The sequence below is a fragment of the Thalassospira xiamenensis M-5 = DSM 17429 genome (assembly GCF_000300235.2).
Classification (GTDB): Bacteria; Pseudomonadota; Alphaproteobacteria; order Rhodospirillales; family Thalassospiraceae; genus Thalassospira; species Thalassospira xiamenensis.
This window is the reverse complement of record NZ_CP004388.1, coordinates 333730-358568: the sequence shown is the minus strand read 5'-3', so window position 1 is coordinate 358568 and position 24839 is coordinate 333730. Positions and strand designations below refer to the sequence as shown.

At 55.9% G+C, this 24839-nt stretch carries 21 protein-coding genes; 10 read left to right on the top strand and 11 right to left on the bottom strand.

Annotated features, from left to right (window positions below; all coding sequences use genetic code 11):
* Positions 1 to 107 precede the first annotated feature (107 nt).
* From TH3_RS01640 to TH3_RS01615, 6 genes are all read left to right on the top strand, one after another.
* Positions 108 to 1061, top strand: a complete 954-nt coding sequence (locus TH3_RS01640) for a sugar-binding transcriptional regulator (protein ID WP_007089144.1) — start codon at positions 108 to 110, stop codon at positions 1059 to 1061.
* 195 nt (positions 1062 to 1256) lie between these two features.
* A complete protein-coding gene (locus TH3_RS01635) occupies positions 1257 to 2570 on the top strand; it encodes an ABC transporter substrate-binding protein (protein WP_007089145.1) in 1314 nt (437 codons plus the stop codon).
* Positions 2571 to 2718: 148 nt separating this feature from the next.
* Positions 2719 to 3591: a carbohydrate ABC transporter permease gene (locus tag TH3_RS01630; protein ID WP_007089146.1), complete on the top strand. Its 873-nt coding sequence runs from the start codon at positions 2719 to 2721 to the stop codon at positions 3589 to 3591.
* Between the two features lie 10 nt (positions 3592 to 3601).
* Complete coding sequence (locus tag TH3_RS01625) at positions 3602 to 4432, top strand: carbohydrate ABC transporter permease (protein ID WP_007089147.1); 831 nt, start codon at positions 3602 to 3604, stop codon at positions 4430 to 4432.
* Between the two features lie 39 nt (positions 4433 to 4471).
* Positions 4472 to 5479, top strand: coding sequence for an ABC transporter ATP-binding protein (locus TH3_RS01620; RefSeq protein ID WP_007089148.1), 1008 nt, complete (start codon positions 4472 to 4474; stop codon positions 5477 to 5479).
* A 77-nt stretch (positions 5480 to 5556) separates the two neighbouring features.
* The gene (locus TH3_RS01615; RefSeq protein WP_007089149.1) at positions 5557 to 6327 is read left to right on the top strand and encodes an SDR family NAD(P)-dependent oxidoreductase; all 771 of its coding nucleotides are present in this window, start codon (positions 5557 to 5559) and stop codon (positions 6325 to 6327) included.
* Between the two features lie 105 nt (positions 6328 to 6432).
* Here TH3_RS01615 and TH3_RS01610 read toward each other — a convergent pair whose 3' ends face one another.
* Positions 6433 to 7656 carry a winged helix-turn-helix domain-containing protein gene (locus tag TH3_RS01610; RefSeq protein ID WP_007089150.1) on the bottom strand — a complete coding sequence of 408 codons (1224 nt, stop codon included), beginning with the start codon at positions 7654 to 7656 and terminating at the stop codon, positions 6433 to 6435.
* A gap of 168 nt (positions 7657 to 7824) precedes the next feature.
* On the opposite strand from TH3_RS01610, the gene TH3_RS01605 reads away from it, so the two are divergent.
* Positions 7825 to 9762: an SLC13 family permease gene (locus TH3_RS01605; RefSeq protein WP_007089151.1), complete on the top strand. Its 1938-nt coding sequence runs from the start codon at positions 7825 to 7827 to the stop codon at positions 9760 to 9762.
* A 77-nt stretch (positions 9763 to 9839) separates the two neighbouring features.
* Positions 9840 to 10691: a DUF3800 domain-containing protein gene (locus TH3_RS01600; protein ID WP_007089152.1), complete on the top strand. Its 852-nt coding sequence runs from the start codon at positions 9840 to 9842 to the stop codon at positions 10689 to 10691.
* Positions 10692 to 10820: 129 nt separating this feature from the next.
* On the opposite strand, the gene folD is transcribed toward TH3_RS01600, so the two are convergent.
* The 4 genes from folD to TH3_RS23000 form a co-directional block, all read right to left on the bottom strand.
* Positions 10821 to 11717 carry a bifunctional methylenetetrahydrofolate dehydrogenase/methenyltetrahydrofolate cyclohydrolase FolD gene (gene folD, locus TH3_RS01595; RefSeq protein WP_007089153.1) on the bottom strand — a complete coding sequence of 299 codons (897 nt, stop codon included), beginning with the start codon at positions 11715 to 11717 and terminating at the stop codon, positions 10821 to 10823.
* Positions 11714 to 12046: a DUF167 family protein gene (locus tag TH3_RS01590; RefSeq protein WP_007089154.1), complete on the bottom strand. Its 333-nt coding sequence runs from the start codon at positions 12044 to 12046 to the stop codon at positions 11714 to 11716. The genes folD and TH3_RS01590 overlap by 4 nt, the downstream gene beginning before the upstream one ends.
* Before the next feature lie 8 nt (positions 12047 to 12054).
* Positions 12055 to 12351 carry a YggT family protein gene (locus TH3_RS01585; RefSeq protein ID WP_007089155.1) on the bottom strand — a complete coding sequence of 99 codons (297 nt, stop codon included), beginning with the start codon at positions 12349 to 12351 and terminating at the stop codon, positions 12055 to 12057.
* Positions 12352 to 12505: 154 nt separating this feature from the next.
* Positions 12506 to 12679 (bottom strand): hypothetical protein, encoded by a 174-nt coding sequence (locus tag TH3_RS23000; RefSeq protein ID WP_167710543.1) that lies wholly within the window; start codon positions 12677 to 12679, stop codon positions 12506 to 12508.
* On the opposite strand from TH3_RS23000, the gene TH3_RS01580 reads away from it, so the two are divergent.
* Complete coding sequence (locus TH3_RS01580; RefSeq protein WP_007089156.1) at positions 12678 to 13265, top strand: DNA-3-methyladenine glycosylase I; 588 nt, start codon at positions 12678 to 12680, stop codon at positions 13263 to 13265. The two genes, TH3_RS23000 and TH3_RS01580, sit on opposite strands and share 2 nt — an antisense overlap.
* Here TH3_RS01580 and TH3_RS01575 read toward each other — a convergent pair.
* The 6 genes from TH3_RS01575 to TH3_RS01550 all read right to left on the bottom strand — a co-directional run bounded on the left by TH3_RS01575 (position 13262) and on the right by TH3_RS01550 (position 23437).
* Complete coding sequence (locus TH3_RS01575; RefSeq protein ID WP_007089157.1) at positions 13262 to 14305, bottom strand: LacI family DNA-binding transcriptional regulator; 1044 nt, start codon at positions 14303 to 14305, stop codon at positions 13262 to 13264. The genes TH3_RS01580 and TH3_RS01575 overlap by 4 nt on opposite strands.
* A 273-nt stretch (positions 14306 to 14578) precedes the next feature.
* Positions 14579 to 15202 carry an alpha-ketoglutarate-dependent dioxygenase AlkB family protein gene (locus TH3_RS01570; protein ID WP_007089158.1) on the bottom strand — a complete coding sequence of 208 codons (624 nt, stop codon included), beginning with the start codon at positions 15200 to 15202 and terminating at the stop codon, positions 14579 to 14581.
* 100 nt (positions 15203 to 15302) lie between these two features.
* Positions 15303 to 16754 (bottom strand): efflux transporter outer membrane subunit, encoded by a 1452-nt coding sequence (locus TH3_RS01565; RefSeq protein ID WP_007089159.1) that lies wholly within the window; start codon positions 16752 to 16754, stop codon positions 15303 to 15305.
* 1 nt (position 16755) lies between these two features.
* On the bottom strand, positions 16756 to 19908 hold the full coding sequence (locus tag TH3_RS01560) for an efflux RND transporter permease subunit (protein WP_040060398.1): 3153 nt from the start codon (positions 19906 to 19908) through the stop codon (positions 16756 to 16758).
* A gap of 1 nt (position 19909) precedes the next feature.
* On the bottom strand, positions 19910 to 21043 hold the full coding sequence (locus tag TH3_RS01555) for an efflux RND transporter periplasmic adaptor subunit (RefSeq protein WP_040059432.1): 1134 nt from the start codon (positions 21041 to 21043) through the stop codon (positions 19910 to 19912).
* Positions 21044 to 21319: 276 nt separating this feature from the next.
* Positions 21320 to 23437, bottom strand: a complete 2118-nt coding sequence (locus TH3_RS01550) for a methyl-accepting chemotaxis protein (RefSeq protein ID WP_007089162.1) — start codon at positions 23435 to 23437, stop codon at positions 21320 to 21322.
* Positions 23438 to 23552: 115 nt separating this feature from the next.
* Between TH3_RS01550 and TH3_RS01545 the strand changes: the two genes are divergently transcribed.
* Positions 23553 to 24686 (top strand): AraC family transcriptional regulator, encoded by a 1134-nt coding sequence (locus tag TH3_RS01545; protein ID WP_007089163.1) that lies wholly within the window; start codon positions 23553 to 23555, stop codon positions 24684 to 24686.
* Positions 24687 to 24839: the final 153 nt, after the last annotated feature.

The window sequence follows — 24839 nt, the reverse complement described above, 5'->3', positions numbered from 1 at the left end:
TGCCTGACAATACCCATTTTCACTGGCAAAAAGCCAAATGCCTAGCCTTGCGTGCAAAAAAGAGCTAGGGAAAAGAAACTGAAACAACAACAAACAAGTTTTCAGGGATGGTAAAACGAACACGCAAAGAAGCTGCAAGGCTTGACGAAGCTGCCCGCGCGGGCTGGCTGTATTACTGCGCTGGCAACACGCAGGACGAAATCGCCACCAAACTTGGCGTTTCGCGTCCGACCGCACAGCGTCTGGTGTCTGCCGCCATTAGCGAAGGTCTGGTCAAAGTCCGCCTTGATCATCCGATTGCGCGCTGCATGGAACTGGCCGCTTCGCTGTGCAAGGAATACGGTCTTGCCAATTGTGATGTGGTGCCAACCGATCCGGCCGCTCCCGATGCCATGTTTGGCATGACGCAGACGGCCGCGACCTATCTTGAACGCGTTCTGCAATCCCCCGATCCCAAGATCATTGCGATTGGCACGGGGCGTGCGATGCGCGGCATGGTCGATGAAGTTCAGCGCGTCGATGCCCGCCATCACAAGATCGTATCTTTGGTCGGGACGATTGCCCATGACGGGGCTGCAAGTTTCTATGACGCGGTCACCGATCTGGCTGACCGGACCCGCGCGCCGCATTATCCGCTGCCGATCCCGGTAATTGTCGAAAGTGCCAATGTGCGCGCCCAGATGCAGCAACAGCCACCCATGGATAACATCATGCACCTTGCCGCCAAGGCCGATGTGCGCTTTGTCGGGGTTGGTGATCTTGGCGCCGACGCACCGCTTTATATTGATGGCTTCATCAGCAAGGATGAATTGCGGTCGCTTCAAAAAAACGGCGGCATCGGCGAGGTCGTCAGTTGGTCATTCGATGAAAATGGCGCGATCCTTGATCATGACGTCAATCATCGCGTCACCAGTGCGCCAATCCATATTCCTGCGCAAAACACGATTGCCGTCGCCAAGGGGGCCAAAAAGGTCGCCGCGATTCGCGGGGCAATGCGCGGCAAACTGATCACCACACTGATCACCGACGAAGCCACCGCCGAAGCTTTGCTGCAAAGCTAGGCACCGCAAAACACGTTTTGAATCAATACCGAAATCAACCCCGCCAAAGCTTTTGGCGGGGTTTTCTTGTTGCAGCGCAAAAACGATTTCGTTTGACAAGGCATCCTTAAATTGAGTGAATGCTCATTACCTGAACAAATGATCAAACGGGCAAGATAATTTGCCCATCGGGTACACAGTCCTTTGGGAGGAACTATGAAACGCGTAACGGGAGCAGCGCTTTGCGCGCTGTTGGCAGGCGGTGTCGCATTCTCCGCCAATGCCGAAACAAAACTTACCATTGCTACCGTGAACAACGGTGACATGATCCGCATGCAGAAGCTGACGGATGACTTCACCTCCAAAAACCCCGACATTTCCCTTGAATGGGTTACGCTCGAAGAAAACACCCTGCGTCAGCGTGTTACCACCGACATCGCCACCAAGGGCGGTCAGTATGACATCATGACCATCGGCACCTACGAGGTTCCGATCTGGGCCGAAAAGGGCTGGCTGGCACCGCTCGATAACCTTGGTGCCGATTACGATACCGATGACATCATGCCCGCCATCCGTTCCGCCGTAAGCAACGATGGCAAGCTTTATGCGGCACCTTTTTATGCCGAAAGCTCGATGATGATGTACCGCACCGATCTGTTTGAAAAAGCAGGCATCACCATCAATGGTCGCCTGACCTGGGACCAGACGCTCGACATTGCCAAAAAGCTTCATGATCCGGATAACGGTGTTTATGGCATCTGCCTGCGCGGCAAGGCTGGCTGGGGCGAAAACATGGCGCTGATCACCACCATGGGCAATGCCTATGGCGCGCGCCTGTTTGACGAGAACTGGAATCCGACCTTCGACAGTGCCGAATGGAAAAACGCCCTCGATATGTATGTCGAAATCCTCGGCAAATATGGTCCTCCGGGGGCAACGTCGAACGGCTTTAACGAAAACCTTTCGCTGTTCAACTCGGGCAAATGCGGCATGTGGATTGATGCAACCGTTGCAGCATCCTTTGTCAGCAACCCCAAAGAATCGACCGTTGCCGACAAGGTCGGCTTCACCGAAGCCCCCTGTGCTGAAACCTGCACTGGTGCCAACTGGCTCTGGGCATGGAACCTTGGCATTCCGACCGGCTCCCAGAAAGTCGAAGCCGCCCAGAAATTCATCGCCTGGGCAACCTCGAAAGACTATCTGGAACTCGTAGCCTCCAAAGAAGGCTGGGCCAACGTTCCGCCGGGTACCCGTATGTCCCTGTACGAAAACCCGAAATATCTGGAAGCCGCACCGTTCGCTGACGAAACCCTTCTCGCCATCGACAGTGCCGATCCGATCAATTCGACCATGAAGCCGAAGCCCTATGTCGGTGTTCAGTTTGCCGCGATCCCTGAATTCCAGGGTATCGGCACCACGGTAGGCCAGCAGTTCTCTGCCGCATTGGCCGGTTCCTCGACTGTTGAAGATGCGCTTGCATCCGCACAGTCCAGCACCGACCGCACCATGCGCAAGGCTGGTTACTACTGATGCATGACGGGCCAGGATGCCGCACCTAGTGCAATGAATTCTGGCCTGTGCCTCCTTGACCTGATGAACTTGGGGTGGCGGCACTTCTGACCGCCACCCTCTTTCCATCCGGATCGAGGCAACAGGGACTTCAAACAGGGAGCACATCATGTCGACACGGTCCTCTACCCTGACCGGGCGCATTATGTCTGCACCGTCGATCATCGCCTTGTTTTTGTGGATGATCGTGCCGTTGGGCATGACAATTTATTTTTCGTTCCTGCGTTACAACCTTCTTTCGCCCGGTATGGAAGAATGGGTTGGTACGCTGAACTATGAATTCTTCCTGACCGACCCGGCCTTCTTTGCGTCGCTGGCCAATACGCTTCTGCTCGTCGGATCGGTACTTGTGATCACGGTGGTCGGCGGTGTTCTGCTGGGCCTGATGCTGGATCAGCCTATTTTTGGCCGCGGCATCCTGCGCCTGCTGGTGATTGCCCCCTTCTTCATCATGCCGACCGTGAATGCGCTGGTTTGGAAAAACCTTCTGATGCATCCGGTATCGGGCATGTTTGCCTGGATTGCCAATTCGCTTGGCTTCCAGTCCATCGACTGGTTTTCCGAAGCCCCGCTAACGGCCATCATCATCATGGTATCGTGGCAATGGCTGCCCTTTGCCGTGCTGATCCTGCTGACCGCCCTTCAATCGCTTGACCGCGATCAGAAGGAAGCCGCCCAGATGGATGGTGCCGGCCCGGTTTCGATTTTCTTCTATATCACGCTGCCCCATCTCAGCCGTGCGATCACGGTGGTCGTGCTGATCGAAACGATCTTCCTGCTGACCGTCTTTGCCGAAATCTTCGTGACAACCGGCGGCGGTCCCGGCCTTGCAACCACCAATATCGCCTTCCTCGTCTATACGCAGGCCCTGCTGCAATACGACATTGGCGGGGCATCGGCGGGCGGTATCGTTGCGGTCGTTCTGGCAAATATCGTGGCGATCTTCCTGATCCGCCTCATTGGCAAGAACCTGGACAGGTAGGGGACACGAGATGGAAAACAAACAAACAGCCCTTGGCCATATCGGTTTTTCGATCTTTGCCTGGATTGTCGGACTTCTGATCTTCTTCCCGATTTTCTGGATGGTCCTGACCAGCTTCAAGACCGAACTTGAAGCCGTATCGATCCCGCCAAGCTTCATGTCGTTTGACTGGACGCTGGAAAACTACGCCGAGGTACAGGCACGGTCCGATTATTTCCGGTTCGCCATGAATTCGGTCATCCTGTCGGTTGGCTCTACCCTGGTGGGTCTGCTTTTTGCCGTGCCCTGTGCATGGGCGATGGCCTTCAATCCGACCAAACGGACCAAGGATGCCCTGCTCTGGATGCTGTCGACCAAGATGATGCCGCCAGTTGGCGTATTGGTCCCGATCTATCTGGTGTTTCGTGACTGGGGCCTGCTCGATACCCGGTTCGGTCTGATCATGGTTCTGTTCCTGATGAACCTGCCGATCATGGTCTGGATGCTTTACACCTATTTCAAGGAAATCCCGTCCGACATCCTTGAAGCGGCCCGCATGGATGGTGCCACCCTGCCCAAGGAAATCATCTTTGTGCTGTTGCCAATGGCGGTTCCGGGCATGGCATCGACCATGCTGCTCAACATCATCCTGGCCTGGAACGAAGCTTTCTGGACCCTGAACCTGACCACCGCCGATGCTGCCCCGCTGACCGCTTTCATTGCCTCCTATTCCAGCCCCGAAGGGCTGTTCTGGGCAAAGCTTTCAGCCGCATCGACGATGGCGGTTGCGCCGATCCTTATCATCGGCTGGTTCTCGCAGAAACAGCTTGTTCGTGGCCTGACATTTGGCGCGGTCAAGTAACCGCCGCCTGATCGAAATTCAACAAGAAGGAACACCGAAATGGGTGCTATCCGACTGGAAAAAGTCAAGAAAACCTTCGGAACGCTGGATGTTATTCCGGGTGTGGACCTTGATATCAATGATGGTGAATTTGTTGTCTTTGTCGGCCCGTCGGGCTGTGGCAAATCCACTTTGCTGCGCCTGATCGCGGGCCTTGAAGACGTCACTGATGGCAAAATCCTGATCAACGGTACCGACGTCGCCAACGAGGCACCGGCAAAACGCGGTCTTTCGATGGTGTTTCAGTCATATGCGCTTTATCCGCACATGACGGTCTATAACAACATTGCCTTTGGCCTGAAAATGGCCGGGGAAAGCAAGGCCGTGATTGAAGAAAAAGTTCAGAACGCGGCCAAAATCCTGAACCTGACCGATTATCTGGAACGCCGCCCCGGCGCGCTTTCCGGGGGGCAGCGCCAGCGTGTCGCAATCGGTCGTGCGATTGTGCGTAACCCGGCGGCCTTCCTGTTTGACGAACCGTTGTCAAACCTTGATGCCGCCCTTCGCGTCAATATGCGCCTTGAAATCACCGGCCTTCATCAGGAACTGAAGACCACGATGATTTACGTGACCCACGATCAGGTCGAAGCCATGACCATGGCCGACAAGATCGTCGTGTTGCAGGCAGGCCGGGTGGAGCAGGTCGGCAAACCGATGGAACTGTATAACAATCCCGCCAACAAGTTTGTCGCGGGCTTTATCGGGTCGCCGAAAATGAACTTCCTCGGTGGCGACTACGCCCGAAAATATGACTGCCACGAAGTCGGCATTCGCCCCGAACATGTCGCCGTCAGTACCGAAAGCGGCGATCTTCCCGCAACCGTCAAGATTGCCGAACATCTTGGTGCCGAAACCTATCTGCACGTCAATGCCGACGGCTTTGGCCCGATGACGGTGCGCGCAACCGGCGAAGTGCCGCTGGGCGAACATGACAAAATCTGGCTGACCCCGGAACAGGACCGCATCCATCGTTTTGATGCGAACGGTATCGCTCTTGGAAACCCCTGAGACTTTCAAAAAACCGGATCGCATTGCCCCATACGCCATGCGACCCAGCCTGACCACCACAAGAATGTGAGACCAAAATGTATCTCAAAAAGTTCGATCTTACCGGACGCCGCGCCTATGTCACCGGGGGCGGTCGCGCAATTGGCCTGTCATGCTGCGAGGCACTGGCAGAAGCAGGCGCGCATGTCATTATCGGTGACATCAGCGAAGGCGTCGCCGAAGAAGGCCGTGATTACCTGAAATCAAAGGGTTACACCGCCGATATCGACATCATGGACGTCACCAACACCGATCAGGTTCGCACCAGTGCCGAAAAAATGGGCCGTGAAGGCGGCGTTGACATTCTGGTCAACAATGCCGGTATCGCACGTTCCGAAACCCCGGCCGAAACCGTCACCGATGAACATTGGCTCAACGTCATTGACGTCAACCTGAACGGCACATTCTGGTGCTGCCGCGAATTTGGCAAACAGATGCTGGCCAAGAAAAATGGGGTGATCGTCAATGTCGGCTCCATGTCGGGCTTCATTGTCAACAAACCGCAGGAACAGGCCTATTACAACGCATCCAAGGCCGCCGTGCATCATCTGACCAAATCGCTGGCTGCCGAATGGGGCGGGCGTGGCGTGCGCGTCAATGCGGTTGCACCGACCTATATCGCAACCCCGTTAAATGAATTCGTGAAATCCAAGCCGGACATGTATGACGCCTGGATCAATGGCACCCCGATGGCCCGCCTTGGCCTGACCGAGGAAATCGGATCGGTTGTGCTGTTCCTGGCATCCGACGCGTCCAGCCTGATGACCGGCTCCATTGTCCTGGCTGATGGGGGTTATACCTGCTGGTAAGGCACAGGTAAAACTGTTGATCGCATTGTCCTGAAGCTTCTGCGATCAGGTCAGGACTATGGTAGAACGGGGCGTGGTTGTGGGACCTTCGCCCCGTTCACCTTTTCAGCCTTGATTTTGTCGGCCAAGATACACCGAAAACGGATTGTACGGGACAACGACAACACCCGAAAGCCCCAGAAACCGCGCCAGACGTGACAGATGCATCATCAGATCGCCCGCAACAGTTACCGCATCACACCCGTCTTCCAGATGTGCGCTCTGCACCCGAAGAACCCCTTCCTGCCGATCTGCCTTCAAATCAACACGGGCAACAAATTCGCCGTTCTGCATGAACGGCAGAACGTAATAGCCATATTGCCGTTTTTCCGCCGGAACATAGATTTCGATCCGGTAATTGAAACCGAAAATCCGTTCCACCCGGTCGCGTTCCCACATGATCGGATCAAACGGTACCATCAAGGCGGTCGGTTTGGCACGGCACCGCGGGTTGACATGCGGGCACAAATATCCCGGCTGTTTCCAGCCCTCGACATTCGCCTGCAACAACGTACCGTCCTCGACCATTTCGGCAACGCGCGCCTTGGCATCGTCGGTCGGCAGGCGGAAATACTTCCGAAGGTCGGCCTCCGTCGCGATCCCCATCGCGGCAATCCCGTTGCGGATCAGGGCACGCTGGGCCTCGGCACGTGGCATTGGCGGTTCAAGCGCCTCCGGGCCGATGATCCGTTCGGGCAGGTCATAAACCCGCTCGAAACTGGTGCGCCGTTTGCGCGCCATCACCTGCCCGCTCCAGAACAGGAATTCCATCGCGGTTTTGGTTTTCGACCATCCCCACCATTTCGAACTTGATGCGCCTTCCTGTTCCAGATCACTGGCGGCAAGTGCCCCTTCCTTTTCGATCCGGTCCAGAATGCTGCGCACAAATTCAGGATGATCACGGATCATTTTGGCGATCTGCCCCCAGGTGCCTTTGCCCTCGGCGGCATCCGCCATGCGCCATCGATAAAGCCCGTAATCCTCAACCGGGATCATCGATGCCTCGTGGCCCCAATATTCAAACAATCGCCGCTGCCGGGAGTTGCCCCAGCTCAGTTGATCAAGGTCCGCCGGGTCATAAACGCCAAGCCGCGAAAAGACCGGCATGTAATGCGCACGCGTCAGAACATTGACACTGTCGACCTGTAACATGCCGGTCTGGCGGATGGCTTTCATGATCCGGCGCTTCGTCACCGGGCGGCTTTCGTCCTGATCAAACCCCTGTGCGGCAAGAGCCAGATTGCGCGCCTGCCGGGCGGATACGGAAATCGCGGCTTTGTCGTTAATCATGGTGGCCTTTGAAAAATCGCAAATAAAAACAGTGTGATGGTATCATACCCTCCTGACAATTATGTCAGGAGGTTGCAGGAACATTTCAGTGAGTTGGATCGTTCTTCGCTCCCGGTCAGTCCGTGCTGACCATGTTCTCAACCCGATAACGCAACCAGACAGGCATCCATGGAACTCAAACAAATCCTGATCCTTGCCATTCTTGTCGGAACCGTCGTCATGTTCCTGTGGGGCCGCTGGCGTCATGACATGGTCGCGATGGGGTCGCTGCTGTGCTGTGTGGTGGTCGGTCTGGTGCCAATCGATAATGCGTTTCAGGGCTTCGGCCACCCGGCGGTGATCACCGTTGCCTGTATCCTGATCCTGTCATCGGCACTCCAGCAATCGGGCGCGGTCGATAACCTGACCCGGACCGTATTGCCGCAATCGGCCGGTCCGGTCGTGACCATGGCCGCACTCAGCCTGCTGGCCGCGATCCTGTCGGCCTTCATGAACAATGTCGGCGCGCTGGCCCTTTTGATGCCCGTCGCCCTGCAAATCGCCGCCAAACAGAACCTGCCACCGGGTAAAATCCTGATGCCGCTGGCCTTCGGGTCGATCCTCGGCGGCATGACCACCCTGATCGGTACCCCGCCCAACCTGATTGTCGCCGGTTTCCGGGCCGAGGCCGGCGACGGCGGCTTTACCATGTTTGATTATACCCCGGTCGGGATTGTTGTTGCCGCCGCCGGTCTGATTTTCGTCATGGTGTTTGGCCGCTGGCTTGTCCCCACCCGCGAACGCGCCGGGGCGGAGGGCTTTGAAACCGGCTCCTACCTGACCGAGGCACGCATTGCCGCGGGCAGCAAGGCGATTGGCATGATGCTACGCGATGTAAACCGCGAACTTGAAAAAGGCGACGCGCAGGTCATTGGCCTGATCCGCAACGAAAAACGCATTCCCGCCCCCAATCCGTTTCGCGAACTTTATGAAAACGACATCCTGATCATCGAAGCCGACCCCGAAGCACTGGCCATTGCCCTGTCCGCCCTTGATTTGAAGCTTGAGGAAGAATTACGCGATCTGGAGGCACAGGCAAAGGCGGCGGAACAACCGGAAGATAAAGACGATACGGATGCACCGGAAGCCCCGGAAGCCAAAAATACAAAGACAATTGCCACCAAATCAGCAAAGGCCGAAAAGAAAGCCGACACGCCCGAAACCGATACGCAAAAGTCCGATGATGGCCGCCGCGGCGCGATCCAGTCCGATGACATTGCGCTTATGGAACTGGCGATTTTGCCGAACTCCGGCTTTATCGGCCGGTCCGCCACCGATATCCATCTGCGCACCCGGTATGGCGTAAACCTTTTGGCGGTGTCGCGGCAGGGGCAACGCTCGATGGCGCGGTTGCGTACCATGTCAATGAAGGCCGGCGACGTGCTTTTGATGCAAGGTCCGCCCGAAGCCATTCATGATTTTGCATCGCGCCTTGGCTGTGTGCCGCTGGCGCAACGCGCGCTTCGCATCCCCGACAATGCACAGGCGCTAAAGGCCACGGGCATCATGGCCGCGGCCATCGGTGCCGCCGCCTTTGGCGTCATGCCCGCTGCCGTTGCCTTTGCCATCGGGGTTCTGATCGCCATGGTGACGCGCGTGGTCGCACCGCGCAATGTCTATGACGCGGTGGACTGGCCGGTGATTGTCCTGCTTGCCGCCCTGATCCCGGTGGCAAATGCCATGGAAACCACCGGCACGGCCGATCTGATTGCCCGCTTCCTGTTAAACTGGGTCGCACAGGGGAATGCCATCATCGCCCTTGGCCTGATCCTGATCATCACCATGACGCTCTCGGATTTCATGAACAATGCCGCCACGGCGGCCGTCATGTGCCCGATTGCAATTGGCAGTGCCGCGCAACTCGACGCCAATCCCGACGCCTTCCTGATGGCGGTCGCCATCGGCGCATCCTGCGCCTTCCTGACCCCGATTGGCCATCAGAACAACACGCTCATCCTCGGCCCTGGCGGCTTCCGCTTTGGTGATTACTGGCGGCTCGGCCTGCCGATTGAAATCATCGTGGTGGCGGTTGGGGTGCCAATGTTGTTGTGGGTTTGGCCGTTGTAACGAAAAATAAAACCATGCTACAGCATCCAATTCCCGTTATAGTAGAGTTTACTCTTGGGTTTTAGAGAGATTGCCGAATGCCGCGACAGAGTTATGTAATATATTGTGATGAGTCAGCCGAGAAAGGGCGATACTATTCTCACTTCTACGGTGGAGCTCTTTTAGAGGAAAAAAGACGAGATGCTGTAAATGAAATTCTCAACGAGGAAAAGGAACGAAACAACCTATTCGGCGAACTTAAATGGACTAAAATCACAGAGAACTATGAAGAGAAATATATTAATTTTATTAACAGATTTTTCGACTTGATAGAGAAAGACCTTATAAAGATTAGAATCATGTTCACCCAAAACATGTACAACCCAAAAGGACTTACCGAGCATCAGATCGACAATCAATATTTTCTTCTATATTATCAGCTAATAAAACATTCATTTGGCCTAAGGTACTGCAACCCAGAGGCATTAGATGACGTTAATGTGCGAATTTATTTAGACGACATACCTGACACAGCTCAGAAGTTTTCTGACTTCAAGGACTACTTACATACACTATGCCATTTTCCAGTATTCAAACGTGCCAATGTAATGATTCTAAGAGAAGACATTACAGATGTAAAATCTCACGAGCATGTCATAATGCAAGGGCTGGACTTGATTTTGGGATCTATGCAATTTCGACTAAATGACATGCATAAAGTAGTTCCGCAGGGTCAAAGAGTACGCGGGAAACGCACGAGGTCCAAGGAGCGAGTATTTAAATGCATCTCACGCAGAATTCGGGGAATTTACCCCGGATTCAATATCGGAATATCAACAGGAACCCCTAACGGAGAAACTGACAGATGGCATCAATCTTATCGGCACTGGCTTTTCATTCCCAGTGACCATGAGGTTGACCGTACAAGGACTAAGAGAGGGGGAAAATGAGCCCCACGATCAACTAATAATTCCTCTAGTGGAACTAAAGGGTTCGCCGAAAGCAGGGCTCTTAGATAATGTACTTCATCTGATAGTTAAAATCAACGATTTTCTAACGATAAGCACAAACCGTTATTCTTACTCAAAGCCAAGGTTCGGCACCGCAAGGCCGTTGGCACGACACGCCGAAATCAGGGTGTTGTTGAGCAAACACGCAATCGTCATCGGGCCGACACCACCCGGGACCGGGGTGATCGCCCCGGCGACTTTGGATGCGGTTTCAAATTCGACATCGCCAACCAGCTTCATCTTGCCCTCGGCCCCTTCGACGCGGTTGATGCCGACATCAATCACGGTGGCACCGGGCGCGATCCAGTCGCCCTTGATCATGTTCGGGCGGCCCACGGCGGCAACGACGATGTCGGCACGGCGGACTTCTTCAGGCAAATCGCGGGTGCGCGAATGCGCGATGGTCACCGTGCAGCTTTCTTTCAGAAGCAACTGCGCCATCGGCTTGCCCACAATGTTGGACCGGCCAACAACCACCGCCCGCATCCCCGAAAGATCACCAAGCGTGTCCTTAAGCAGCATCAGGCAACCATAAGGCGTACAGGGCGCAAATCCCTCGCCCCCGGTTGCCAGCGCACCGGCATTGACGACATGGAAGCCGTCAACATCCTTGGCCGGATCGATGGCCGCAAGGATCGCCTGATCGTCGATATGGTTGGGCACCGGCAACTGGCACAGAATGCCATGCACATTCGGATCAGCATTCAGCTTGGCGATCAGCGCCAGAAGATCTTCCTGCGACGTATCGGCGGAAAGCTTGTGCTCATACGAGTTCATGCCGCATTCAAGGGTCTGCTTGCCCTTGTTACGGACATAGACCTGGCTTGCCGGGTCTTCACCGACCAGAATAACTGCAAGACCCGGCGTGATGCCGTGCGCATCTTTGATCTTGGCCACTTCTGCTGCGATGTCGCCGCGCAATTTGGCTGCGAATGCTTTGCCGTCGATGATTTTTGCGTCGCTCATATGTCTTGTCCGCCCGTCAATTCAAGAAGTTGCGCAATCAGTGCGTCCGGATCGCCTGAAATTTCCAGCACCTTGTTGCGGTCCGTATGTCCGGCAACAATTTCGACTGACGATTTAGGCCATTTGGCCGTTTTTGCCAAAAGCTTTATCAGGGCTGTATTCGCCTTGCCATTTTCAGGCACCGCCGTAACCGTCGTCCTGACCTGCTGCTGCCCGTTGCCATCAACGCCCACCCCGGCAATCGCATTTCGCGAAGCCTTTGGCGTCAGTCGCAAAAACACCTTGATGCCGGTACCATCCGAAAGCTTCTCGCAGAACGGTTTACCCATCTGCGGGCTTAGTAACCCAGCAACGCCGCGCGCACGTCTGTCTGGATCAGCATATTGGCAAACTGCAGGATCAGGATCAGGATGATCGGCGAAATATCAATGCCGCCCAGATTCGGAATGATCCGGCGGATCGGTCGTAATGCCGGTTCGGTAATCCGATAGAGGAAATCGCCAACCATATAAACGAACCGGTTGCTGGAATTGATCACGTCAAATGCCACAAGCCATGACAGGATTGCCGACGCAATCAGCATGAAAATGTAGATACCGATAACGGTGTCAATAAGCCAAAAAATCGCCAGCATCGCCGCTCCTTGTAGCAGTCGGTCCAGATCGGGCCGATCTGATCGGAATTGTGTTAACACGCTGCAAAACCTAGTCGGCCTTGGCTCCGGGCGCAAGCACAGAGCACCTATTTTCCGATGCTTTCATCAAGTTTTCCACATGATGTGACATGCTTCACCAGACATTGCGCGATTTTGGCACGACCTTTTCGCCAAAATGGTTCGAGAACATCCCCGCCCCGACAATTTCTGTCAGGAGAAATGTCAGGATAAAGTCATCAGGCTTGCAAGGCCCGCCGATCCCATCCAACAATGCCCCGCCATCAAATGACAAAGAAGGATCGACCATGTCGGCAAACACGCTCCCCCGTTGCAAATGGGCCGAAACCCATCTCGACAAGCCGTTTTACGTCGATTACCACGATCAGGAATGGGGCGTTCCGGTTCATGATGACCGGCATTTTTTCGAAATGCTGATCCTCGAAGGCGCGCAGGCCGGTTTAAGCTGGCTGACGATCCTTGCGCGGCGCGATACCTATCGCGCGGCCTATGACAATTTTGATGTCCATAAGATCGCGAAATATGACGAGGCCAAACAACAAACACTTCTGGCCGATCCCGGCATCATCCGCAACCGGGCCAAGGTCGCGGCAAGCATCCTGAACGCCAAGGCCTTCATCGAAATCCAGAAGGAATTTGGCAGCTTCGATGCCTATATCTGGGATTTCATCGGCGGCAAACCCATCATCAACCACTGGAAAGCCATGTCCGACGTGCCCGTATCGACGGAACTCAGCGACGCCCTGTCCAAGGACCTCAAAAAACGCGGCATGAAGTTTGTCGGCACGACAATCATCTATTCCTTCATGCAGGCCACCGGCCTTGTGATGGACCACACCACCGATTGCCACTGCTACCCGGCACTTTCGGCTTAACGCGTCGATCCCCTGACAAGCAGGCTGGTTTCAAGCACGCGGTTGTTGTCGCCCTGCGTTTCGCCAAGCGCCATTTCGGCGGCCAGACGCCCCTTTTCAACGGAATCCTGGCGGATGCTCGATAATGGCGGGTCGGTGCGTTCGCCCTCCGCGATTCCGTCAAAGCCAATCACCTTAATATCATCGGGGATTTTGCGCCCGCTCGCGCGTGCACCATCAAGTGCCCCGATGGCAATCACATCGGACATCGCCAGAATGCCGTCAATTTTCGGGTGGTCGCGTAACATGGTTTCGACCATTTCGGCACTGTGCGATGACATGTTTTCGCATTCGATATGGACGATATCCTCGATCGCGATCCCCGCCTTTTTAAGGGCCGCGTGATATCCGCCAAGCCGTTCGCGCACCACACGGTGGCTGACCGCCCCGCGGCGCTTGGCATTCATCGGGCCGAAATTTTCCGCCTTGTTGGCCTGTAATGACAGGATGGCAAACCTGCGTGCGCCGCAATCAATCAAATGCTGGGCCGCCATTTCCGCCCCGGCAAAATCATCCAGCACCACGGTGCCCGCCGCCCCGGCAATATCGGTATCAATGCAGACCAGCGGCTGGTTGCGGCGCTGAATGGCGGAAATGATGTCATTGTCATCGGAATAACAATGCACCAGAAAGGCATCAACCGCCGCATTGTTGATCGCGGTAATCGCCTGTTCGGGGTTTTCGGCGGAAATGATCATCATATTGACCGCCTGACGGGCACATTCCCGCCCGACACCGCGCAGAAGCTCAATCGCCACCGGATCACTGAACGCATATTCAAGGTTATCGGGAAACACCACGCCAAGCGCCCCGGCCTTGCCGGTACGCAGCATCCGCGCCATCACATGCGGCCCGCGATAGCCAAGCTCCCTGGCAACTTCCAGAATGCGTTCCCGGACTTCCTTGCGGACCAGATCAGGCTTGCCAAAGGCATTCGATGCCGTGCCTTGCGATACCCCGGCCGCCTTGGCCACATCCAGAAGACGTACCCGTTCTGCCATGCTTGCGATGTCTCCCCTTCATTCACCCCGGCTTACGGATTAACCGGCAATCACGTGACATTTTTTTGAATCGGTTCATCCCGATATTGACAGAACCCCTTTCGGACCGCCACACTGCATTCATTGAATCGATTCATTCTTGCATGCACCGATTGCGCAACAGCCGATATGTTTGTCCGTTTGCACCCTGGTGTTGACGGTTTTCCCGGCAATCTCGAATTGCTGACTTCAAGCCGCCCTGACCGGGGCGGCTTTTTTCAGAGCCCCCCGAACTCATCGACCGCGCACCTTGTTTTCCGGCGCGGTATGACGGAATGTCAGATTAATCCGCGGTCCGATCTGGCGCGCGGTTTTGGGAATCTGATGTAACCAGTGATGCTGTGTCGCGCCCCGCATGATCAGCAACGAATTATGCGGCAGATCGACACTGACCCGATCCCCGGTTTTCTTGTGCCGGAAATGGAACCGGCGTTCCTCACCAAATGACAGGCTGGCAATGACCGGATTTTCGCCCAGCACATCCTCGTCATCGGCATGCCATGCAACGCTGTCGCGCCCGTCACGATACTGGTTCAGAAGAACCGTGTTAAACGACGCACCGGATTTTTCTTCCGCCAGATCGCGAAGTGGGGCGACGATTTTCGGAAAAGGCGATGCCGGGTGATAGACACCGCTATAACGATAGGCCACATCGCCATACCATGCCGTCAATCGCGGCACGGCAATTTCACGCCCCATCAGCCTAGCAATTTCCTGTTGCCAGACGATGCCGCTTAACAGCCGTTCAAACGCACGATCCGCATCATTTGCCGCCATGACTTCACGCAGCAGCAATGCCTCCCCATCAAAGGGCAGCAGATTGTGTGGTGGCTCATTGGCAAACAGATCGCCCGTCATTTTCTTCCCCGGTTCACGATACCCAAGACCTAGGCCGAACTGGCGGCGAAAACAAGCAACAGCTTATGGAAATCAGCGTTATTACAGATGTTTGGCGGCGCTAGCCATTATTCATGTCAATCCCGGCCTTGTCAGCATAACGTTCGACATCATCAACGCTAAGTCCGACCGCGGCATAAAGATTGATGGTTTCCAGTTCCAGATCGGTTTCCGCATCCGCCAGGTCCTGCTGCGACTGCGTCAGGGTGCGCTGAGAATCAAGCACATCAAGGAAGTTGGAAAGCCCCTGAACATATCGCACCCGCGACTGCTCGAACGCCTGACGGTGATACTGCACCGATGAAATCAGGGAATTGCGTTGCTGGACCGCCCCGACATAGCCGTAAATCGCACTTTCAACATCCTGAATGGCGACCAGAAGCGTCTGCTGATAGCCATAAAATGCCTGCTGCGCCTGTTGTTCGGCAACATCGATATCGGCCTGTCTGGCACCGCCATCATAAAGCGTCGCATCAATCAGCGCCCCGATGGCGGCCATTGCGGTACGGACAATCGGCCCGGTGCCATACCCCGTCGCCCCAAGGGCAAGTGACCCGTCCAGCGTCAATTCAGGATAAAGATCGGCGGTCTGAACCCCGATTTCGGCGGTGGCGGAAATCAGTGAAAGTTCTGCCGCGCGGACATCGGGGCGACGGCGCAAAAGGTCGGCTGGAATGCCAATCGGCGGCGCACTGTCAAATTCCGGCAGGGGCTGCACATCGACCAGACGGTCGCGATAGCTTCCCGGCTGCGCCCCCAGAAGGATTCCAATCGCATTGATCGACCGATCAATATCGGTCTGCAATGTCGGCAATGTCGCCTCAATATCGGAAACCTCGGCGCGCGCGCGCGAAAGATCAAGTTCGGACGCCAGCCCCGTCTGCATCCGGACCTCAACGATGTTGCTGGTCTGACGTTGCAGATCAAGCGAACTGCGCAGCAATTCCTGGCGTTTCTGCGTGCCGCGCAGCTCGATATAGTTGCGTACGATATCGGCAATCACCGTCAGGTAAACGTCTTCGCGCAAATAAACCTGTTCCAGATAATCCGCCAACGCGACTTCGTCCTCGCGCTGCTGCCCGCCCCAGACATCCGCCGTCCATGAAAAATCAATCCCGGCCCCGTATCCGATATCGGTGGTCTGGCTGCCGCGTTCGCGCGACGATGTGCCGCGTTCGGCATCGCCGTTAACACTGGCACCGACCTCGATGCCATTTGCCCCCGAAATACCGCGCGCCACCGCCCGGGCTTCTTCGATCCGGCTGGCCGCTATCCGCAAATCAAGGTTATTGGCAAGTCCAAGCGCAATCAGCTCAGAAAGAACCGGATCACGCGTACTTTCCCACCAACGGCCATGATCGGCCTGATTGGCGGCGATCACCGGTACTGCCGGGGTATAGGCCCCGACAAGATCAAATTTCGGCGCAACATAATCCGGGCCGACCGTCTGACAGGCCGAAAGTCCGATCATAAGCGGCAGGGCACAACAGATTGAAAGACGTTTTACAGACATTCTAGCTGGCACTTCCTTCGACCTCGCCCTTGTCCGGGATGCTTTCCGCAGCCCGCAACTGGCTTTGCAGTTTCTTGCCGCCATCGGCACGGGCTGACACCAGCGGCGCCAGCAAAAGGTATAAAACCGGTGTTAAGAACAGGGTAAAGACCGTCGCAAAACCAAGCCCGCCAAACACCACCCAGCCAATCGCGGCACGCGCCTCGGCCCCGGCCCCGGTGCCGAGCACAAGCGGCAAACCACCCAGAACGGTTGAAATCATTGTCATCATGATCGGGCGCAGGCGGATCATCGCCGCATCATGCACCGCTTCGCGCACGGATTTCCCTGCATCGCGCAACTGGTCGGCAAATTCGACAACAAGAATACCGTTCTTGGCCATAAGCCCGACCAGCATCACCAACCCGATCTGGCTATAGATATTGATCGACGTGCCACTGATGCCCAGCGCATAAATCGCCGCCGCCAGACCGAACGGAACGGTCAGAACCACGACAAGGGCAGACATGAAGCTTTCAAACTGTGCGGCGAGAACCAGCAACACCACAAGAACCGCAATCAGGAAGGTGATCTGCACATCATGCGATGTTTCGCCCAGTGTCGCCGCATCGCCCAGGAACAGAACATTCACCCCGGGCGGCAGGACCTTGTCACCGACCTGATCAATATCGACCACTGCCTGCTGCAACGTATATCCCGGCGCAAGGTTGCCCGAAATCTTGACTGCGCGCTGCTGTCCCTCGCGATCCAGTTCCGATGCCACCGCCTCTTCGCTCAGATTGATCACCGAAGATAGCGGTAAAATACGACCATCCCGGTTGCTGACAAACAGATTCTCCAGATCCGACGGATCATTGATGCTGCCCGCACTGCTGCGCAGTTTGACCGGGATGTTTTCATCATCGACCGTAATCTCGGTAACTTCATATCCCTCGATCATCGCACGCAGCGTCGTATCAAGGCTTTCGATCGGAATGCCAAGGTCGGATGCCCGCTGCCGGTCAATATTGACCAGCAATTGCGGCTGTGTCGTCTGATAGGAAACCCGAAGCCCGACAAACTGCGGATAATTCGCCTCAAGCTCCTGCTGCATGGCGCGCGCATTCGCCGCCAATGTGCGGTAATTCGTCCCGGTCAGGGCAAATTCAAATCCTTCGCCGGTCCCGCCGCGAAGCCCAAGGCTGTTGGGCTGATAGACAAAGGCCTGCACACCGGGCAGTGCATTAAGCGCCCCACGGATCGAACCGGTGATTTCCTGCTGGCTGCGGCTGCGTTCATCCCACGGCACCAGGGGCGCAATCACCAGCGCACGGTTCGGGTCCCAAAGACCGACAATCGTATAGATGTTATAGGCATCGCCGGCCTCGACAATCGGACGCAGGATGTTTTCAACCGTTTCAACCTGCCGGTCCATGTAATCAATGCCAACCCCGTCCGGCCCGCGCAGCGACACCAGAATACGGCCGCGATCCTCGTCGGGCAGAAGTTCCTGCGTGACGCTGTTATAAACCCCAAAGGCCAGCACACCGGCAAAGATCGACACGATCAGGGTAATCAGCGGGAACCGCAAAACCCATTCAAGAATGTTTTTGTAAATCCCCGAACAGTAAAACCCGACCCGTTCCAAAAAGTTCGGCTTGGCATCCTTGTCCCCGTCATGCGGGTCAATATGCTTTAAGCGCGACGCCAGCATCGGACAAAGCGACAGTGCCACAAACGACGACACCGCCACCGAAAACGCCAGCACGAAACCGAATTCCCTGAAAAGCCGCCCCGCCGTGCTCGGCAAAAACGAAATCGGCACGAACACCGATACCAGCGTCAGGGTGGTGGCAATCACCGCAAAAAACACCTGCCGCGTGCCCAGAACCGCGGCCGCCATTGATCCCAATCCCTGATGACGGCGGCGCTGGATATTTTCCAGAACCACAATCGCATCATCGACAATCATCCCCGTTGCCAGAACAAGGGCCAGCAATGTCAGGATATTGATCGAAAAGCCCATCATCCAGATCGCGGCCACCGTCCCGACCAGCGCAATCGGAATGGTCACCGTCGGAATCAGCGTCGCGGTAAAGGACCGCAGGAACAGATAAAGCACGCCGATCACGATGATAATCGCCAGCGCCAGACTGTTCAGAACTTCCCAAAGCGCGCCTTCGATAAACACCGCATCGTCGGAATTCACGAAAACATTGATATCGTCGTACTGATTGTTCAGGCGTTCGGCGACGTCCCGAATGCCGTCCGATATCGCAATCGTGTTCGATTGCGCCTGGCGCACGACGCCAAGCCCGATCACGGTCCGGCCATCCAGACGCACATAGGAGGTTGCATCATCGGGCCCGTAATAGACATCCGCCACATCGCCCAGCCGGACCTGATTGCGGATAAACATCTGTTTGACGTCTTCGACCTCCCAGACCGACGCATCGGCACGGACAAAAAGCTTCTGATCACTGGAATCAAAACTGCCGGCGGGAATGTCGAACTTGGCGGTTTTCAGGACATCCGCAACGTCCTGAACCGAAAAACCGTAACTGGCCAGACGCAGCGGATCGACCCGGACATGCAAAACCTTCTCGCGTTCGCCATTGACGGTGATTTCGGCCACACCAGGCACCGAAAGCAGCGCCGGGCTGATCTGGTCATCCACGATATTGGCAAGCTCTTCCTCGGTCAGGCGGTTGCTGACCACGGCAAGGCGCATGATCGCGCTGGCATCGGCATCGGCCTTGACCACGCGGACATCCTCGACCTCGTCCGGAAGGCTTCTTGACGCGCGGCTGACCGCCTCGCGGATGTCATTGGCGGCGTCATTGATTTCAATGTCGGGATAAAATTCAACCCGAACCCGCGACGTGGCTTCTTCGCTGTTGGAACTGATGCGTTTGACACCGCTGACCCGCGATGCCGCCCCTTCTAGGATACTGGTCACCTCGGCATCAACCGTTTCGGGCGAAGCCCCGTCATAGGTCGCATAAACCGTCACGGTCGGCTGATCGACGTTGGGCAGTTCACGAATTTCAACGCCGAGCATCGCCGCAAGGCCCGCCAGAATGATCAGAAGCGACACCACGGAAATAAGAACAGGGCGACGGATGCTGAGTGACGCCAGATCATTCTGGTTTTCGTTCTGATTTCCGTCCTGCATGTTACGACCCTTCGCCGGTGCCGTTGCGCTGCGCAACGCCGGTTTCATCGCCACCACGGATGGTTGCCGCCACATCCCGGCCGGGCCGCAGGCGAAGCACGCCTTCGACCACAATCAGATCACCCTTGGCAATCGGCCCCTCAAGCAGGATACGCCCCTGTGTCCGCTTTACGACGCGGACCGGAACACGTTCGACCTTGTCATCCTTGATCCGCCAGATATAGGTGCCGCCATCGCCCCACAAAACCGAAATTTCCGGCACCGACGGATAGGTTTTACCTTCGATATCGACATAAACCGCAAAGGACATGCCCGACAAAAGCCGCCCGGTCGGGTTCGGAATGCGTGCACGCACCTTGAAGGTGCGGCTTTCCGCATCAATACGGCTGGCGATGGAATCGACCGTGCCTTCAAACCACTCCCCCGGAAGGCTCCAAGTCTCAACCCGAAGCGACTGGCCGATCTTCACATTGTCAAACCGGGTTTCGGGAACCTCGAAATCCACCAGAACACTTTCAACGTTATCCAGTGTCGCGATCAATGTGGAACTGTCCACACGGTCGCCCGGCTCCACCTGCGGAATACCAACCGTGCCGTTGAACGGTGCCAGAATGGTCCGGTCGGCCAGGTCCACTTCCGCCTGATCGAGCCGGATGCGCGCCTCGGCAAGAGCGGTGCGTGCCGCATCAACCTCGCTTGCCGATACCGCGCCAAGCGGCCTTGCCTGCTCGTAACGATCCAGAAGCTGCTTGGCATCCTTGACCTGCACGGACGCCAGATCCCGCGCCAGCCGTTCGCGATCCGAATCAAGGATCAGCAAAACCTGCCCGCGCGATACATTTTCACCGGCATGAAACAGAACATCACTGACTTCGCCCGAAACCGCCGGATAAATCGAAACACCCAATGTTGACCGGCCGGTTCCAACGGCTTCAACAACCGTCTTTTCTTCCATGATGCTGGCATATTCGGCAATCACCGGCAGCGCCGGGTTGCCGGTGCGCTTTGCAGCATCGCCTTCGGTTTGGCTTTTTGATGCAACAAAGGGCAGCATCCCTTTGTCATAGGCAAACCAGCCGCCCCCGACTGCGGCAATAATCAACAGAAATACGGCTAGCCTACCTGTGCGTGACATCAAATGCCCGTTCTTGTGTGTTCTGGAAAGATACAAAGACATCGCTGAATATGTCTTGAATTCAAGACTATAGAACTTACTTTAGTTCCCCAGGGGCAGCGACCGTAAAATTGTATCAGAAATGTCGCAACTTGTACTCATCAGGTAATAGGCTCCTTCAACCGATCCGGATCACTCCCGCCGTCCCAAAAGCACAAAAGCCCGTGCATGATCTGCACAGGCTTTTGGCTCATCAACCATGAAATCCGTTGTCAAAAACGGCGAAAACCGTCTGGTTCAGGCCGCCCCGCGCATATACTGCGCCGGAAAATCAACAAGATTGGATTGCGCGTCCTTTTCGACGATGTCGGCATCATTGGCATCGCTGCCATCATCGCGGCTTTCGTCGCTGGCGGCCGATTCCACCGCCCGGTCAAGGGACCCCGAAAGTTCCGTCACATTACGGTCAACCTCATCGGCGCGACGGGTCAGATCAACGCTCAGTTTCCGCGTGACCTCGATATCGCGCGATACCTCCTGGATGGCGTTGCTGACATGAAGGGCCGCATCGCTCGCTGATGCAATCGCAAGGCTGATTTCCTCTGTCTCGCGGCGCTGATGTTCGACGTCACCTGCCACTTCTTCGGAAATCGACATCATGTCGCGCACGGTCACACCGACCTCTTCCATCGACCGCACACAACGATCCGTCACATTGCCCATCGCACTGACATGGGCGGTGATCTGTTCGGTTGCCTGTGCCGTCTGGCCTGCAAGGTTCTTGACCTCGGCGGCCACCACGGCAAATCCTTTGCCCGCTTCGCCCGCGCGTGCGGCCTCGATGGTCGCGTTCAGCGCCAGAAGGTTGGTCTGCCCGGCAATCCCGCGGATCAGATCGACAATCTGCTCGATACTGGTTGCCACTTCGCGAAGGTCATCGACCGCCTCGGCGGATTGCTTGGTCGAACTAACCGCATTCTGCGCAATGGCGCGCTGCCGATCCACCCGGTTGGCAATCGATCCGATGGCATCGGACAACCGTGTCGCCGCCTCGCTGATCGAATGGGCGTGCGACTGGCTTTGCGTGGCCGCACTGGTTGCCATTTCGGTCTGGCCTGTCACACGTTCTGCGGCGGCGGCCACTTCGCCAACCGCGTCCCGCATCCTTGTGACCTGATGGGTGACGGATTGGACAAGCCCGGCGGTTTCGCCTTCGATGGTTTCGGCCATCGCGCCCAGCGACGCCCGGCGTTTTTCCTCTTCCTCGCGCTGAAGGGCGATGCGTTCCTCGGCCATCTGTTCGATCTTAAGGGCATTTTCGCGGAAAATCGCCACCGTGCGTGACATCGCGCCAAATTCATCACCGCGATTGAAATCAACCAGATCGATATCGGTATTGTTTTCGCTCAACCGCGTCATATCGCCATTCACACGTCCCAATGGACGCAGAATGCTAAGTGCGATGCCAATCGCCAGACCAAAGGCAATCAGCGCCCCGATCCCGGCCACCACCATATTGGTGATCGCCTTGCTTTCGGACTCGCTATGCGCCGCCTCGACCAGCATGTTCTGACCGGCAACCGCTTCCTCGCGGATATTCTGGGTAATTGCCTGAACTTCGCGAACGGCGGATTTGAAGTCATCCATCGACTGACGGAACCCCGCGATCGACCCTTCAAGCTGGTTCGCACCCTGCTTTAAAAGGTCATTATCGCGGATCGCATAGGAAAACAGCTTTTTATCCGCGCGTTTCAACCCATCGACCGAGCCTTTGATTTCTTCCTGAAGATCGGTCAACGCCGAGGTTTGCGTACGAGCCGTATCAAGCGATTCAGGTGTCCGCAGGATCGCATATTGCAGATTGTTCACAATTGCGCTCAGGTTGGCGGCACCAAGTTTATCAGCATATTTTTCCGCCAATGCCGGATCACGTTTGCTGATGAAATCCACCAGCTCGCCTGCCGACTTGCCAAGCTGATGCGCACCAAGCAGCATGGTATCGGACGCCGCCGTCAAATTCTCGGCACGCAGGACAAGCGGCTCCAGGGTTGCGATATATTCCGCATTCAGGCTTTCAAGCGCGTCGGCTTTTTCGGTATCGCCCTCGGCGCGAAGCTGACCAATCAGCGCGGCACCACTGGCTTCTGCACTTTCACGAATTGTCGCAATACCTTCGCGGTCCAGCGGGTCAACCGTCTGGGCAAACAGCAGAACCTGGTTCGACAACCGTTCAAGCTTCAACGCATATTCGTTTGCAAGCCCGACAAGCTGGGTGCTTTTGGCAATACGGTCCGCATGACCACCAAAACCCAGCAGATACCATGATGAAAGGGCGCTTAACCCGATCAGCATGATGACAAGCGCAAGAAACCCCGCAAAAATGCGGTAACCGATACGAATACGGTCAAGAAACATGGGATCTCCAATGATCCGGAATGGGGGACATATTTCCCGTGTCTCTAACCCGAGTTTCCCGTCGTTTTTGTAACAGTTAGATGAAATCCGCATTTGTCTATGCCAACACGGACAGATGGGGACTTTTGAATGTTCATTCGAACATTTGCCGCGCCGCAAAATCCCCGACACGAAAGCACTCTATACCATCGTTCAGGCGCACCATATCCGTATGTCCGCGGCCCTTTCGGGCAAAATTTACACTCTGTTTACCGATTCGTTTCTGGTCGATCAAACCGGCAAAACCGGCAAATGTATCGGTGACAATATTGTCCAAGCCGAAAGGCCATCGGATGTTTATACTTGCGCCATGGCGCATTCACTTCGACATGATCCGTCGCGCGGCGCACGGAAATCAAACCCTTCCCGCGAAGTCGCCCGTCACTGGCGGGCGGCAGACGGCATTGATTTGTTCGAAGCCGATTACAAACGGTTTTCCTTTCCCAAACACAGTCATGATTATTATGCGTTCGGCACCATCCTGAACGGGGCCGAACAATTCATGACCGGCGGCACCAACTATGTCGCCAAACGTGGTCAATTGCTGATGATGAACCCGATGCAGGTCCATGACGGCGGCCCGGCATCCGATGACGGTTACCAGTATCAGATCATGTTTATCGCGCCTGAAATCTTTGGCGATCTGGTGGCCGAACTCTCCCCCAACAGTACCGGGCTGCCGTTTTTTGGCAATCATGTGGTCGATGACCCGGAACTGCATCTGCAACTGCAATCCCTGCACCGCATGTTCCGCCCCGACCTTGATCAGTCAGCAACCCTGCTCGAACGTGACAGCCAGCTTTTATACAGTGCCGCCCGCCTCGCCCTTCGCCATGCCGATGCGCCGCCCTTTTCCTATCAACCGGGCTCCGAAGACAAACGTGTGCGTGCGGTCATCGACTATATGGCCGACCACCTTGATGCCAACATATCGCTTGATGAACTGGCAAGCCTGACCGGGCTCAGCCGCTTTCACCTGCTCCGCGTCTTCCGCCATGCCACCGGCTTGCCACCCCACACCTATTTCAATCACATGCGTCTGCGCCGGGCAAAACGGATGCTGTTTGACGGATTTGGCATCGCCGATGTCGCGGCGGCCACCGGCTATGCCGATCAAAGCCACCTCAACCGTCATTTCAAAACCATGTGGGGTGTCAGCCCCGGTGCCTTCATCGCGGGACTTCCCCCCACAGCCAAAAAATCCCGCTAAAGCGTTTTGTGCCGCATCGCCCTCGGCCAAGATTGCGAAACAGCAATATCGTCCAATATTCCTGTTTGGAACTTCCCTAGATTAAGGGCAGGCTCCTCGCCCACCACCAATAGTCATAAGTCGCCACCAGCGATAAAAAACGGAAACGCACAA

What these genes read in the sequence shown, in the direction of transcription:
- TH3_RS01640 (WP_007089144.1), top strand. Translation starts at nt 108, where the DNA reads ATGGTAAAACGAACACGCAAAGAAGCTGCAAGGCTTGACGAAGCTGCC.
- TH3_RS01635 (WP_007089145.1), top strand. Translation starts at nt 1,257, where the DNA reads ATGAAACGCGTAACGGGAGCAGCGCTTTGCGCGCTGTTGGCAGGCGGT.
- TH3_RS01630 (WP_007089146.1), top strand. Translation starts at nt 2,719, where the DNA reads ATGTCGACACGGTCCTCTACCCTGACCGGGCGCATTATGTCTGCACCG.
- TH3_RS01625 (WP_007089147.1), top strand. Translation starts at nt 3,602, where the DNA reads ATGGAAAACAAACAAACAGCCCTTGGCCATATCGGTTTTTCGATCTTT.
- TH3_RS01620 (WP_007089148.1), top strand. Translation starts at nt 4,472, where the DNA reads ATGGGTGCTATCCGACTGGAAAAAGTCAAGAAAACCTTCGGAACGCTG.
- TH3_RS01615 (WP_007089149.1), top strand. Translation starts at nt 5,557, where the DNA reads ATGTATCTCAAAAAGTTCGATCTTACCGGACGCCGCGCCTATGTCACC.
- TH3_RS01610 (WP_007089150.1), bottom strand. Translation starts at nt 7,656, where the DNA reads ATGATTAACGACAAAGCCGCGATTTCCGTATCCGCCCGGCAGGCGCGC.
- TH3_RS01605 (WP_007089151.1), top strand. Translation starts at nt 7,825, where the DNA reads ATGGAACTCAAACAAATCCTGATCCTTGCCATTCTTGTCGGAACCGTC.
- TH3_RS01600 (WP_007089152.1), top strand. Translation starts at nt 9,840, where the DNA reads ATGCCGCGACAGAGTTATGTAATATATTGTGATGAGTCAGCCGAGAAA.
- folD (WP_007089153.1), bottom strand. Translation starts at nt 11,717, where the DNA reads ATGAGCGACGCAAAAATCATCGACGGCAAAGCATTCGCAGCCAAATTG.
- TH3_RS01590 (WP_007089154.1), bottom strand. Translation starts at nt 12,046, where the DNA reads ATGGGTAAACCGTTCTGCGAGAAGCTTTCGGATGGTACCGGCATCAAG.
- TH3_RS01585 (WP_007089155.1), bottom strand. Translation starts at nt 12,351, where the DNA reads ATGCTGGCGATTTTTTGGCTTATTGACACCGTTATCGGTATCTACATT.
- TH3_RS01580 (WP_007089156.1), top strand. Translation starts at nt 12,678, where the DNA reads ATGTCGGCAAACACGCTCCCCCGTTGCAAATGGGCCGAAACCCATCTC.
- TH3_RS23000 (WP_167710543.1), bottom strand. Translation starts at nt 12,679, where the DNA reads ATGGTCGATCCTTCTTTGTCATTTGATGGCGGGGCATTGTTGGATGGG.
- TH3_RS01575 (WP_007089157.1), bottom strand. Translation starts at nt 14,305, where the DNA reads ATGGCAGAACGGGTACGTCTTCTGGATGTGGCCAAGGCGGCCGGGGTA.
- TH3_RS01570 (WP_007089158.1), bottom strand. Translation starts at nt 15,202, where the DNA reads ATGACGGGCGATCTGTTTGCCAATGAGCCACCACACAATCTGCTGCCC.
- TH3_RS01565 (WP_007089159.1), bottom strand. Translation starts at nt 16,754, where the DNA reads ATGTCTGTAAAACGTCTTTCAATCTGTTGTGCCCTGCCGCTTATGATC.
- TH3_RS01560 (WP_040060398.1), bottom strand. Translation starts at nt 19,908, where the DNA reads ATGCAGGACGGAAATCAGAACGAAAACCAGAATGATCTGGCGTCACTC.
- TH3_RS01555 (WP_040059432.1), bottom strand. Translation starts at nt 21,043, where the DNA reads ATGTCACGCACAGGTAGGCTAGCCGTATTTCTGTTGATTATTGCCGCA.
- TH3_RS01550 (WP_007089162.1), bottom strand. Translation starts at nt 23,437, where the DNA reads ATGTTTCTTGACCGTATTCGTATCGGTTACCGCATTTTTGCGGGGTTT.
- TH3_RS01545 (WP_007089163.1), top strand. Translation starts at nt 23,553, where the DNA reads ATGGGGACTTTTGAATGTTCATTCGAACATTTGCCGCGCCGCAAAATC.